This is a genomic window from Bradyrhizobium sp. Leo170 (assembly GCF_004296405.1).
In the GTDB taxonomy this organism is placed as follows: Bacteria; Pseudomonadota; Alphaproteobacteria; order Rhizobiales; family Xanthobacteraceae; genus Bradyrhizobium.
In genome coordinates this window covers 1-12,139 of the sequence record NZ_PSRR01000260.1, presented here as the reverse complement: position 1 = coordinate 12,139, position 12,139 = coordinate 1, and the positions used below count along the sequence as shown (strand labels likewise).

General features: G+C 65.9%; 10 protein-coding genes. All 10 read right to left on the bottom strand.

All coding sequences use genetic code 11. From position 1 onward, the window contains the following. Positions 1-1,342: ATP-binding protein (locus CWO89_RS31795; protein WP_130582462.1), on the bottom strand; the 1,342-nt coding region annotated here is incomplete at its 3' end. Between the two features lie 154 nt (positions 1,343-1,496). Continuing rightward, on the bottom strand, positions 1,497-1,796 hold the full coding sequence (locus tag CWO89_RS31790) for a HigA family addiction module antitoxin (protein WP_130582461.1): 300 nt from the start codon (positions 1,794-1,796) through the stop codon (positions 1,497-1,499). A gap of 48 nt (positions 1,797-1,844) precedes the next feature. Beyond that, a complete protein-coding gene (locus tag CWO89_RS31785; RefSeq protein ID WP_027581499.1) occupies positions 1,845-2,525 on the bottom strand; it encodes a response regulator transcription factor in 681 nt (226 codons plus the stop codon). Positions 2,526-2,850: 325 nt separating this feature from the next. Continuing rightward, complete coding sequence (locus CWO89_RS31780) at positions 2,851-4,434, bottom strand: Do family serine endopeptidase (RefSeq protein WP_130582460.1); 1,584 nt, start codon at positions 4,432-4,434, stop codon at positions 2,851-2,853. A 231-nt stretch (positions 4,435-4,665) separates the two neighbouring features. Further along, positions 4,666-6,009, bottom strand: coding sequence for a methyl-accepting chemotaxis protein (locus CWO89_RS31775; RefSeq protein ID WP_130582459.1), 1,344 nt, complete (start codon positions 6,007-6,009; stop codon positions 4,666-4,668). Positions 6,010-6,186: 177 nt separating this feature from the next. Beyond that, complete coding sequence (locus tag CWO89_RS31770; protein WP_130582458.1) at positions 6,187-6,687, bottom strand: cytochrome c-type biogenesis protein; 501 nt, start codon at positions 6,685-6,687, stop codon at positions 6,187-6,189. Continuing rightward, positions 6,687-8,669: a heme lyase CcmF/NrfE family subunit gene (locus tag CWO89_RS31765; protein ID WP_130582457.1), complete on the bottom strand. Its 1,983-nt coding sequence runs from the start codon at positions 8,667-8,669 to the stop codon at positions 6,687-6,689. The genes CWO89_RS31770 and CWO89_RS31765 overlap by 1 nt, the downstream gene beginning before the upstream one ends. Further along, the gene (ccmE, locus tag CWO89_RS31760; protein ID WP_130582456.1) at positions 8,666-9,154 is read right to left on the bottom strand and encodes a cytochrome c maturation protein CcmE; all 489 of its coding nucleotides are present in this window, start codon (positions 9,152-9,154) and stop codon (positions 8,666-8,668) included. Before ccmE ends, CWO89_RS31765 begins: the two co-directional genes overlap by 4 nt. Positions 9,155-9,183: 29 nt before the next feature. Continuing rightward, positions 9,184-10,290 carry a c-type cytochrome biogenesis protein CcmI gene (gene ccmI, locus CWO89_RS31755; protein WP_130582455.1) on the bottom strand — a complete coding sequence of 369 codons (1,107 nt, stop codon included), beginning with the start codon at positions 10,288-10,290 and terminating at the stop codon, positions 9,184-9,186. A 198-nt stretch (positions 10,291-10,488) separates the two neighbouring features. Then, on the bottom strand, positions 10,489-11,892 hold the full coding sequence (locus tag CWO89_RS31750; RefSeq protein WP_130582454.1) for a hypothetical protein: 1,404 nt from the start codon (positions 11,890-11,892) through the stop codon (positions 10,489-10,491). Positions 11,893-12,139 lie beyond the last annotated feature (247 nt).

Here is a 12,139-nt window from a genome sequence, read left to right as displayed (position 1 = left end):
CGCCGCCGTGCAGTGTCGCGACCGCCGCGACCAGGCTCAGCCCGAGCCCGGAACCCGGCAACGTGCGGCTCGCCTCGAGCCGGACGAATCGTTCGACTGCGTGCTTGCGGTCGGCCTCGGGAATGCCGGGACCGTGGTCGGTGACACTGAGCAGCACGGAGTCGGCCTCGCGCCGCGCCTCGATCAGGATTTCCTTGGCTGCGGCGGCCGCCTCCGGGTCGATCGGCTGCACCACCGGCTTGCCATACTTGATCGCGTTCTCGACGAGGTTGGCGAGCGCCTGGCTGATCAATTCACGGTTGCCATGCATCGCACTGGGTGCGGTCTTCACATGCAGGCTCATGCCGTCGTCCTCGGCGAGCGGCTCGTAGAGCTCATGGATGCCGGCGGCGACGTCGGCCGCATCGAAATCATCCATGTTGCCGCGCGCCTGCCCGGACTCCGCCCGTGCGATCATCAAGAGTGCATTGAAGGTGCGGATCAGGCCATCGGATTCCTCAATGGTGCGCTCCAGCGCCGCCCGGTAATCCGCCTCGCTCCTGGCGCGCGCCAATGCCTCCTCGGCGCGGTTGCGAAGGCGCGTCAGCGGCGTCTTGAGGTCGTGGGCGATGTTGTCGGAGACCTCCTTCAGCCCCGTCATCAGCGCCTCGATGCGCTCCAGCATGGCGTTGAGGTTCTCGGCGAGACGGTCGAGCTCATCGCCGCTGCGGCCGACCGGCAGGCGGTCGGAGAGATCGCCGGCCATGATGCGCTGCGCGGTGCCGGTCATGGCATCGATCCGCTGCAGCACCCGCCGCGCGACGAAGATGCCGCCGCCGATGCCGAGCACGACCACGACCAGAATCGACCATTGCGCGGCTTTGGCGACGATGCCGAACAGCCGCCGCCGCTCCTCAAGATCTCGTCCGATCAGCAGCCGGAAACCGTTGGTCATCTCCGTGACGCGCACCAGCGCGCGGTGATCGGTGTTGTCGTTGTCGTCGAGCCGCCGATAGGCCGTCTCGGTCCAGCCCTCCATTCCCATCACGCCCGGCGCCAACGAGCCGACATTGCCGGCGATCGCCTGCCCGTTCGGTGCGGTCACGAGATAGAGGTTGGCGCCCGGCCGCAGCGCCCGGTTGCCGATGGTGAGCGCGAGGCCGCGCAGGCCACGCCGGTTGTAGATCTCGGTGACCTCGCCGACCTCGGCATTGACGGTGGAGGTGATCTGCTCGGTGATGAGGCGACGCGTATTCCACGCGAAATAACCGAGCAGCGAAGCGGCGAACAGCGCGAACAAGAACAGATAGACCAGCGTCAGCCGGAACGCCGTGGTGCGGATCAGTTTACCGAATGCCGTCACGGATGATGCTACCCAAGCTGTTGCTGCCGCGCGTTGCTGTCTGATGCTCGCAATCTAACATGGGCGATCCGACCGCCAGAAGTGACAATGCGTTCATGGTGGCAATCGTCGATTTTCGGGTCGCCGCAAAGCGCCATGGAGCGGGCGCTCACATTCAAGCTGCCGTAACGATCGGCTTGATCTTGTCCAACTCACGGCCAATCCCAAGCTCAGCCGTTCGAACGTCGTACGCATTCTGCAGGTTGAGCCAAAGTTGAGCGGACGTATTCAACGCCTTCGATAGCCGCAGTGCAGTGTCCGCCGTTATTGCAGTTTCCTCATTCGCGATCCGCTCGATTCTGGTGCGCGGGACGCCGCAAACTTTCGCGAGCGCTCCGGCCGACAGTGAGAGCGGAACAAGAAACTCCTCCCGGAGCACTTCCCCGGGGTGCATCGGCGGTAGCTTCTTTGCCACTTGCGACCTCCTGGTCCAGCGCCGATGCAACTATGTTTTCGCAGTCAGCTACCGAATGCCATCGCGGATCATGTACCCCGCGCCGCGGATCGTGTGCAGCAAAGGCCGCTCAAAACCCTTGTCGATCTTGGAGCGCAGGCGCGAGATGTGTACGTCGATGACGTTGGTCTGCGGATCGAAGTGATAGTCCCAGACATTCTCGAGCAGCATGGTGCGCGTCACCACCTGGCCTGCATGCTTCATCAGATATTCGAGCAGGCGGAACTCGCGCGGCTGCAGCGTCAGCTCGTCCTTGCCGCGGGCGACGCGGTGCGACAGGCGGTCGAGCTCGAGATCGCCGACCCGATAAACCGTCTCTTCCGCCGGGCCGACATTGCGGCGCGACAGCACTTCGACGCGCGCCAGCAGTTCGGCGAATGAATAGGGTTTCGGCAGGTAGTCGTCGCCGCCGGCGCGCAGGCCCTTGATGCGGTCGTCGACCTGGCCGAGCGCGGAGAGGATCAACACCGGCGTGCGGTTCCCCTTCTCGCGCAGCGTTCCGATCAGGGACAGGCCGTCCCGCTTCGGCAACATGCGGTCGACGACGAGGACGTCATAGTCGCCGCTTTCGGCCATCGACAGGCCCTCCTCGCCGTCGTCGGCGAGGTCGGCGATATAGCCGACTTCGCGGAACGCCTTGACGAGATAGTCGGCGGATTCGCGATCGTCTTCGATGATCAGGAGGCGCATCTGGGGTGCGGCTAAAGGTGCGGTGGCGGTCACGGGATTGGTTTCCTCTCAGCATGGCGCGGCCGCCCTGCACATGCAAGACGGCCGCGCGCGTTCGCGTTGATTTGCATGATCCTTCCGGAAAACCGGCTTCCGCTTTTCCGGATCATGCTGGAGGGGAAAGAGTGGGCGGTGAAGCTGGGGGACTTCACCGCCCTAGGCCTTCCGACGGAGGGGGGCGCATTCCACCGGAAGGTAGCAAGAGGGGGGCGAGCATTGCGGCTCGCTCCCCAGGAAGGGCCGTCGGCGGGGGCGACGATTGCCGGCGACGCCTTCCATCTCTTATTTAACCCTTCGCCAGCGGCACTGCCACAAAGCGCGACGAACCGCCGCTCTTTACACGCATCAAAACGCTGTTCTTGTTGTCGCTCCGTGCGGAGGTGATCGCATCGCGCACGTCACCGGCGCTGGTGACGTTCTTGCCGGCGACTTCAAGAATGACATCGCCTTCCTTGAAGCCGCGCTCGGCTGCGGCGCTCTTCGGGTCGACCTCGGTCACCACGACGCCGTCCTTGCCGGCGCCGGCCACGCTGTTGGCGGGGGCCACCGTCAGGCCGAGCTTCGGCACGTCGGTGCCGCGGGAGGAAGAGCCGCGATCGCTGTTGTCGTTATCGGCCTTGGCCTCAACCGTGTTCGGCAACTGGCCGAGCGTGAGGTTGACGGTCTTCTCCTGGCCCTTGTGCAGGACGTTGAGCTTCACCGCATTGCCGGGCGCCAGGCCGCCGATGGTGCGGGCGAGCTCGCGCGCATCCTTGACCGTTTCGCCGTTGACGGCGGTGATGACGTCGCCGGACTCGATGCCGGCCTTGGCCGCCGGACCGTTGGCCTGGGGCTCCGCCACCAGCGCGCCTTCGGCCTTCTTCATGCCGAGGCTGTCGGCGATGTCGGAGGTCACCGGCTGGATCTGGACGCCGATCCAGCCGCGGCTGACCGTGCCCTTGTCCTTGAGCTGAGCGACCACGTTCTTCACCGTCGCGGCCGGGATCGAGAAGGCGATGCCGACGCTGCCGCCGGAGGGCGAATAGATCGCGGTGTTGACGCCCATCACCTCACCGGACACGTCGAACGCCGGGCCACCGGAGTTGCCCTTGTTCACGGGCGCGTCGATCTGGATGAAATCGTCGTACGGGCCGTTGCCGATGTCGCGGCCGGAGGCCGAGACGATACCGGCGGTGACCGTGCCGCCGAGCCCGAAGGGGTTGCCGACCGCCAACACCCAATCGCCGATCCGCGGCTTGGTGTCGGACAGCTTGGCGAACGGGAAGTTGGAACCACCCTCGACCTTGATCAGCGCGAGGTCGGTACGCGGATCGGTGCCGATCACCTTGGCCGAATACGTCTTGCCGTCATCGGTCGTGACCTCGACCTTATCAGCGCCGTCAACGACGTGGTTGTTGGTCACGGCAAAGCCGTCAGCCGAAATGAAGAAACCCGAACCCTGGCCGGTCACGATACCACGGCCACGCGGTCCGCCGCGCATGCCCGGGGGGAGCCCATCCTGTCCACCGAAGCGACGGAAGAAACGCTCCATCGGCGAACCCGGCGGGAACGGCGAGTCCTCATTGCTGTCGTCCTTGGCGAGCTTCTCGCCGATATTGACCTTGACCGAGATCACCGACGGCTTCACGCGCTCGACAATGTCGGCAAAGCCGACCGGCTGCTGAACCTTGCGGACCTCGTTGTTGACCTGCGCCTGCGCCGGGCTGGCGAACAGATCGCTCGGCCTGTGCTGCGGGCTCAAGCCATAGGCGGCGACGCCGAGGCCGGCGACGACCGAAGCCATCAACGCAAATCTGCGGGCCGAGAACAGCGAACGCCGCGGCGCGCCGTAAGACGGCAGAGACGAAAGATCGGTGGGTCGTTCGGTCATTCTAAAAATCTCCAAGAGCCAGAATTCGAAAGGTGCGGGGGCAAGCACCGGACGTGTTTAAACATGGGGGCGTCAGCCTTACGGCGCGCTGGCTGCGGAATTAAACTTTTGTAATAGAGACGAGACCGGGTGCGGCAGAATATCGCAGCTTCGCCAATGAGTTAGCCGCGAGCTGCAGCGCTTGCGGCTAACTCCGCCCGGAGGGTTCCGGGGTCGCAAAATCGCGAGCGGTCAGACCGCCCTGACGCTGGCAATGAAACCCTCGACTTCGCGCTTGAGGATATCCGCCTGCTGCGACAGGTCGACCGCGGAATCCTTGGCCTCGCCGGCCATGCGGCCGGTGTCGGACGAGGTGGTGGTGATCTGGACGATGTGGTTGGTCACGTCCATGGTTCCCCTCGCCGCGTCCTGGACGTTCCTGGAGATGTCCTGGGTGGCGTTGCGCTGGCGTGCAGTGTCGACGTCGATGCCCGACATGATCGAGCTGATTTCGGCGATCGTGTTCGAGATCCCGTCGATGGCGCCGCGCGTTTCCGCCGTGATTGCCTGGATGCTCGCGACCTGCTGCGAGATCTCTTCGGTCGCCTTGCTGGTCTGGCTCGCGAGGTTCTTCACCTCGGAGGCGACCACCGCAAATCCCTTGCCGGCCTCGCCGGCGCGCGCGGCTTCGATGGTGGCGTTGAGCGCCAACAGGTTGGTCTGCGAGGCAACCGTCTGGATCAACTGCACGACGGCCCCGATCTTCTCGGCCGCGTCCGAGAGCGCGTGGATGGTGTCGGCGCTCTGGCGCGCCTGCGCCACCGCGCCCTCGGCGCGCTGGGTGGCGTCGGTGACGCGCTGGCTGATCGCCGCGATCGAGGTCGTCATCTGCTCCGTGGAAGTCGCCACCGTCTGGACGCTGGTGCTGGCCTGGCCGGCGGCGCTGGCAACCGCGCTCGCCTTCTGGCTGGTCTCGTTGGCGGCACGCGACAGCGTTTCGGCGTTACCCCTGAGGCGAACGGCCGATGCCGCGACGCTGCCGACGACATTGGCGACGAGGCCGTTGAAGTCGCGGATCTTCTCGTCGAGGTAGCGGGTACGCTCGCGCTGGTTGTGGGCGTCGCGCAGTTCCTGGTCGGTTAGCCGCTGGCGTTCGATCCCGTTGGTCTTGAACACTTCGAGCGCGCCCGCGAGCAGTCCGATTTCATTGCTCCTGCCGAGGCCCGGAATCGGCGTCTCGTACTTCTGCTCGGCCACCTCGCGCATCGCATGCACCATGCCAGCCAGCGGCCGCATGACGCCGTCCCGAACCGCGAAATAGGTCGTCAGGCAAACCGTAAGCGCGATCATGGCGATCGCACCGCAGGCGATCAGGAAGTAGGAGAACGCGGTCTGCGCTTCCTGATAGATCTGCATGGCGTGCTCGCGGCCCGGGCCGCTCAGCGATTTGAACTCAGCGGCAAGCGCCGTGATCTCGTTGTTGAGGTAGAGCACGGCGATGAAGCCCGTGCCGCCGCCGATCCCAAGCAGCACCAGAAGCGCAATGACGACGGATGCGACGAGGAAGCGGATAGTCAAATTGCTGTTGGAAAACATCGGCTTGCTCAAGAGCGTTATGACGAAGCATCATCACGCTCTATCTCTTTGTGAACACGATCTTCGCAGGTCATGCTCTGGACGAAGGGGCGAGGCCAAGTTCCGCACAAAAGGTCAAGATTAGATGAATGCTGCGGCAGAAGCCAAAGCGTATGGACCTACGTAACAGTACGCAGGTCAGGTCCGCCTTTCCTCCGGCGCTTCCTCCGACATCAGCGCAGCCAGCCGGCTCTCCTCTTCAGGAGTGAGATGGGCGCCGGTTGTGGCGGCCGCCGGGGCGGCTGGCCGGCGGCGGCCAAGCCGCCAAAGCGCCACGCCGCCTCCGACCAGTACCAGCGGCGGCACCAACCAAAGCAGCAGCGTATGCGGATTGAAGCGCGGCTTGAGCAGGACGAATTCGCCGTAGCGCGCCACCAGGAAATCAATCACCTGCCGGTCGCTGTCGCCGGCCGCGATCCGCTCGCGGACCAGGATGCGCAGGTCGCGCGCCAGCGGCGCCTCGGAATCGTCGATCGACTGGTTCTGGCACACCATGCAGCGCAGCTCGCGCGACAGCTCCCGCGCCCGGGCTTCCTTGGCGGGATCGACCATGATCTCGTCGGGCTGCACAGCAAACGCCGCCGGTGCGCCGAGCGACACGGCAACCGCCAGCGCACAAGCGGCAAGCGCCCTCCGCATCACTCCGCCGCCTGCAATGCGCGCGCGGCCTTCGCCGGCTTCGGCGCGCCGACGCGCAGGCGCCGGTCGGACAGCGACAAGAAGCCGCCAAAGGCCATCAGCACCGGGCCGAACCAGATCAAGAGCACCATGGGCTTGTGATAGATGCGCACGGCTATGCCGCCATCGGCGGCGATATCGCCGAGCGAGATATAGAGCTGGCTCACCCCGCGCGTCAGCAGCGCGGCCTCGGTGGTGGACGCGCCACGCGTGGTGAAATTGCGCTTCGACGGGGTCATGACGCTGAGGGTCTTGCCGTCGAGGCCGACCGTGAACCTCGCCACCATTTCGCGGAAATTCGGCCCCTGGCGCTGGCCGAGATCGTCGAGCTTCAATTCGTAGCCGGCGACTTTCGCGGAATCGCCCGGCTTCATGGTGCCGATATATTCGCTGTTCCAGGTGGTCTCGCAGACGATCCCGATCAGGGCGATCCCGACGCCGGCATGGGCGAACGCCGTGCCCCAGGCCGCGCGCGGCAGGCCGCGCGCCCGCTGCACGGAGGTGCCGAACGGAAGCCGGAACAGTCCGATGCGCTCGGCGAGGTCGGTGAGCGCGCCGGCGACGACGAATACCGCAAGCCCGATCGCGAGCGGCGCAAAGGTGCTGCCGCCATGCGTCCAGGCCCACAGCACCGCGATCGCAATCAGCGCGGCGATGCCGGCCGCGGTCAGGCGCTGCGCGGCGCCAAGCAGGTCGCCGCGCTTCCACGCCAGCAAGGGGCCGAACGGCACGGCGATCATCAACGGCACGAACAGCGGCCCGAAGGTCAGGTTGAAGAACGGCGCGCCGACCGAGATCTTGTCGCCGGTCAGGACCTCGAGCGCCAGCGGATAGAGCGTGCCGATGAACACGGTCGCGCAGGCCGTGGTCAGGAACAGGTTATTGAGCACCAGCGCACCCTCGCGCGAGATCGGCGCGAACAGGCCGCCCTGCTTCAAGGACGCCGCCCGGGCCGCATAAAGCGACAGGCTGCCGCCGATGAAAAGGCAGAGGATCAAGAGGATGAACACGCCGCGCGCCGGATCGGTCGCAAATGCGTGCACCGAGGTCAGGACGCCGGAGCGCACCAGGAAAGTGCCGAGCAAGGACAGCGAGAAGGTCAGGATCGACAGCAGGATGGTCCAGACCTTTAGCGCGTTCCGCTTCTCCATCACGACCGCCGAATGCAACAGCGCGGTGCCGGCGAGCCAGGGCATCAGCGAGGCGTTCTCGACGGGATCCCAGAACCACCAGCCGCCCCAGCCGAGCTCGTAATAGGCCCAGTACGAGCCCATCGCGATGCCGAGCGTGAGGAAGATCCAGGCCAGCAGCGTCCACGGCCGCACCCAGCGCGCCCAGGCGGCATCGATGCGGCCCTCGATCAGGGCGGCGACCGCGAAGGAGAACGAAATCGAGAAGCCGACATAGCCGAGATAGAGCATCGGCGGATGCACGGCGAGGCCGATATCCTGCAGCACCGGGTTCAGATCCCTGCCCTCGACCGGCGGATTGGCGATGCGCAGGAACGGATTCGAGGTGAGCAGGATGAAGAGATAGAAGGCGCTCGCGATCCAGGCCTGCACGGCGAGCACGTGCGCGCGCAGCGTCAGCGGCAGGTTGTTGCCGAAGGCGGCGACGAGGCCGCCGAACAGCGCCAGGATCGACACCCAGAGCAGCATCGATCCCTCGTGGTTACCCCAGACGCCGGTGATCTTGTAGATCAGCGGCTTCATCGAGTGCGAGTTCTCGAACACGTTGGCGACGGAGAAATCCGAGGTCACGTGCAGCGTCACCAGCGCGATGAACGAGGCGCCAACGAACAGGAGCTGCGCGAGCGCCGTGGAGCGCGCGACGTTCATCAGCGCGACATCGCCCCAGCGGGCCCCAAGCATCGGCACGACCGACTGGATCAGCGCCAGCCCGAGCGCCAGCACCAGCGCGTAATGTCCGGCTTCCGCGATCAACGCATCGCCCCCTGCACCGGCTGCGTCTCGGCCGAGGCGCTGGGCTTGCCGTAATCGTCCTTCCAGTGGCCCTGCTTCTTCAGGGCGTCGGCGACCTCCTTGGGCATGTAGGTCTCGTCATGCTTTGCGAGCACGGTGTCGGCGCGGAACACGCCGGATTGATCGAGCGCGCCCTCGGCGACGACGCCCTGCCCTTCGCGGAACAGGTCCGGCAGAATTCCCTTGTAGGCAACCGGCAGCGTGGCGCTCCCGTCGGCGACCTCAAACGTCACCGCGAGGTTGTCGCCGCGCTTGAGCGAGCCGGGCTGCACAAGGCCGCCGAGGCGGAACCGCTTCCCGGCGGAGATGTGCTTTTCGGCAACCATCGAGGGTGTGGAGAAGAACACAATGGAATCGCGCAAGGCGCTGAGCACCAGCGCAGCCGCCACTGCGAGCACCGCCAGCGAGCCGCCGATCATCACCAAACGCCGCTGCTTACGCGTCATGGTTCCCTATGGTCCTGTCTGTGCGCATGTCATCCATCCAGCCCGAGATTCTTCAGGCCTTCATTGAGCTGGCGCAAGCGTTCGGCATCATTGGCAACCGCCTGGCGGGCATCGGTGAGCGCGGCAACCGCCTTGTCGCGCTCGCCCATCACCATATAGGCCCGCACCAGCCGCAGCCATCCCTCGACATCGTTGCCGTCCTGCTTCAGGCGCGTGGCGAGCCGGTCGACCATGCCGCGGATCATCGCGGAACGGTCGTCCGCGCCCATGTCCTTGGCCGCGGCCATGGTCTCGTCTGACAGCGCTGGCGCGACGACACCGCCGCCGACCCGCGTCAGCGAGGCCTGCACCAGCGATCGCCACGGCGCATCCGCCGGCGCCTTGGCGAGCATCCCGCGCCAGATCGAAGCTGCGTCGGCCTTGCGGCCGTCCTGCTCGGCGGCGAGTCCGAGGAAGTAGTTCGCCTTGGGATCGTCGGCATTTTGCGCCAAGGCGCGCTCGAATTCGGCCTTGGCCTCCGCGGTGACGACACCACCGGCCACACCAGTCAGCGCTTCGCCAAGATCGGCGCGGCGTTCCGAACTGTCGCCGTTATAGGTGATCGAATTGCGATAGGCGCGCACCGCGTCGTCGTAACGGCCGAGCCTGGAGAGCACCGGCGCCAGCACGTTCCAGCCGCGTCCATCGGTCGGATTCTTCTCAAGATGCGCTTCCACCTGCGCCACCAGATTGGCGAGCGGCTGATTGACGTCTGCCATGCGGCTGCGCGCGGCGAGCGGAAAATCGCCGAGCTGTGGCGAGCCCAGGACAAGATAGAACGCCGCCGCCATCACCGGCAGTCCGACCAGCGCGGCCACGGCGGCCGAGCGCCGCAGCGGCAGGTTGGCTTTCGGCGCCACCGCAGCCTCACTGTCCGCGGCCGCAAGCAAGCGTCGGCCGATCTCGACCCGCGCCGCTTCGGCTTCCGACGCCCCGATCAAGCCCGAGGCGAGATCGCGCTCGATCTCGGCGAGTTGGTCCTTGTAGACATTGGCCTCGCTGCCGCCGGATGTCGCAGGCGTCGCGCGACCAAGCGGCCAAAGCACGGCGAAGATCGCCGCGACCGTCATCAGCGCGAACACAAACCAGAGTGTCATCAACGAGTTCCCGGGCGAACGGCACCGAAAGCTGGTACCGATGTGCCGCTTTACACTACCGGCGGGAAGAGGAGCAATTGACAATTGCTGGATCGGAACCGCCCTCCGTAACCGACCGGAGGGAGAAATTGCGGGAGCAACCGTATTTTCGCGCGAACCCGATATCGGTTCGCAGAAGGAAAACCGTCAAAATGAGGATCAGCCGGCGCGGGACGACTTGCGCTCGCCGGTCATGGCGTTTTCCGCGGCGCGGTTCATCAGCGAAGCGTAGTCATGGCCGAACAGGACCTCGCAGAACCGGATCGCTGCGCTGGCCTGCTGCTGCCGATAGCCGCGCACCCTGTGGTCACCGGCGCGCAAGGACTGCACCAGCGCCTCCGTGGACTGCTCGACATATTGCTGCAGGTCGGAATAGGTGCGCAGCGTCACCTCGTTGATGGCAAGCTCGCTCGCATAGGTGCGGCACACCGCGACGAAATCGATGAGGGCGGCGACCTCCTCGACTTCGGTCGGGTCGATCCGGGCGGCGGCGGAGATATCCTTGTCCGGGCGCTGGCGCAGGATGCGGCGGACCCGGCCGGAAACGCTGTCGATCTCCGATTGCAGCGAGTTGGAGATGTCGGCCCGGATCGAGGTCAGTTGCTTGCCCCAGGTGGATTCGTTGCGCAGGTCGAGCTCCGTACGCAGGCCGCGCACACCGTCATGCAGCGTCTTCAGTTGATCCCCGACATTGTCGAGATGACCGCGCCGGATATCGCTGCGCAAGCAGGCCGCGAGATAGGAGAGATCGTGCAAGGCGATCGTGACGGCGACGCCATAGGGCGTGGCGGCGACGCGGATCTCGTCGTCGGAAGCCGCCATCTTGATCGCGAGGCGGATGATCTGCCAGGGCGCGACCAGGCGCTGCATCACCAGCGACAGCGCGAAGGGTAGCAATTGCGGCGTCTGCAGCGAGGGGACGTTGAGCGCCGCGGTGACGGAGGCGATCTGGGTGTCGCCGAACATCCGGAGCTGGCTCGGAAGCCGGCTGCCGAGCGTCTCCAGTGCCTCGCGCGCGCGCAACACCAGCCCGATCGACACCAGGTCTTCGACCACATTGGGCGGGCCGACGCGCGACAGCGTCCGCTGCTTGTCATCGCCCGGCACTGGCGTCGCGACCTTGACGACCGCCTCCGCTGCGGCGAGCTGGTATTTGCGGGCTGCGGCCTCGGCGGCCGAAGTTGCGCCACTGTCATGCGCCTTCACAAGCGCGGCCTCGAATTCGCGGGTCGCATCAGGCGCGCCTTCACGGCCGAGCCACTGCCATATCGGCAGCAGCGAGGTGCGGCGGACCTGTCCCGGCCGGATCGGGAAATTGCCTTCGGCCAGGAACGGCTCGAGCGGACGGAACAGCAGGCGCGCCGGATCATCGCCGCGGGGGCGCGTCGCCTCCTCCTCGGCCCGGCGCACGATCTTGCGTAACTGCTCGAGCACGAGGGTGGCGACGTTGACGTCCTCGCCGCGCTCCACCGCGCGCTCGAACTCGCGCATCAACAGCGCCTGCGATTGCGGCGGAAGCTGCGCGAGATAATCCCTCAGCCGCTCGGTCGGTGTCTGGCTCATGGGCCTGGGGTGATTGAGTGCTTGTGATGGCGACGCAGAAGCGCATCGGCTCGGCATGATAGGAGGGCGCGCGTTAAGAAGGCGTTTAGGAAATGATGCACGGGCGCCCCTCGCCGCGGCTCTCGGCCTTCAAACGCCCGGCAATTCCAGCTCCGCCCGCAAGCCGCCGATCGGCGCATTGCGGAGCGACAGGCTGCCGCCGTAGAGCCCGGCGAGATCGGTGACGATCGAAAGGCCGAGCCCCGAG

What these genes read in the sequence shown, in the direction of transcription:
- CWO89_RS31785 (WP_027581499.1), bottom strand. Translation starts at nt 2,525, where the DNA reads ATGCGCCTCCTGATCATCGAAGACGATCGCGAATCCGCCGACTATCTC.
- CWO89_RS31780 (WP_130582460.1), bottom strand. Translation starts at nt 4,434, where the DNA reads ATGACCGAACGACCCACCGATCTTTCGTCTCTGCCGTCTTACGGCGCG.
- CWO89_RS31775 (WP_130582459.1), bottom strand. Translation starts at nt 6,009, where the DNA reads ATGTTTTCCAACAGCAATTTGACTATCCGCTTCCTCGTCGCATCCGTC.
- CWO89_RS31770 (WP_130582458.1), bottom strand. Translation starts at nt 6,687, where the DNA reads ATGCGGAGGGCGCTTGCCGCTTGTGCGCTGGCGGTTGCCGTGTCGCTC.
- ccmE (WP_130582456.1), bottom strand. Translation starts at nt 9,154, where the DNA reads ATGACGCGTAAGCAGCGGCGTTTGGTGATGATCGGCGGCTCGCTGGCG.
- ccmI (WP_130582455.1), bottom strand. Translation starts at nt 10,290, where the DNA reads ATGACACTCTGGTTTGTGTTCGCGCTGATGACGGTCGCGGCGATCTTC.
- CWO89_RS31750 (WP_130582454.1), bottom strand. Translation starts at nt 11,892, where the DNA reads ATGAGCCAGACACCGACCGAGCGGCTGAGGGATTATCTCGCGCAGCTT.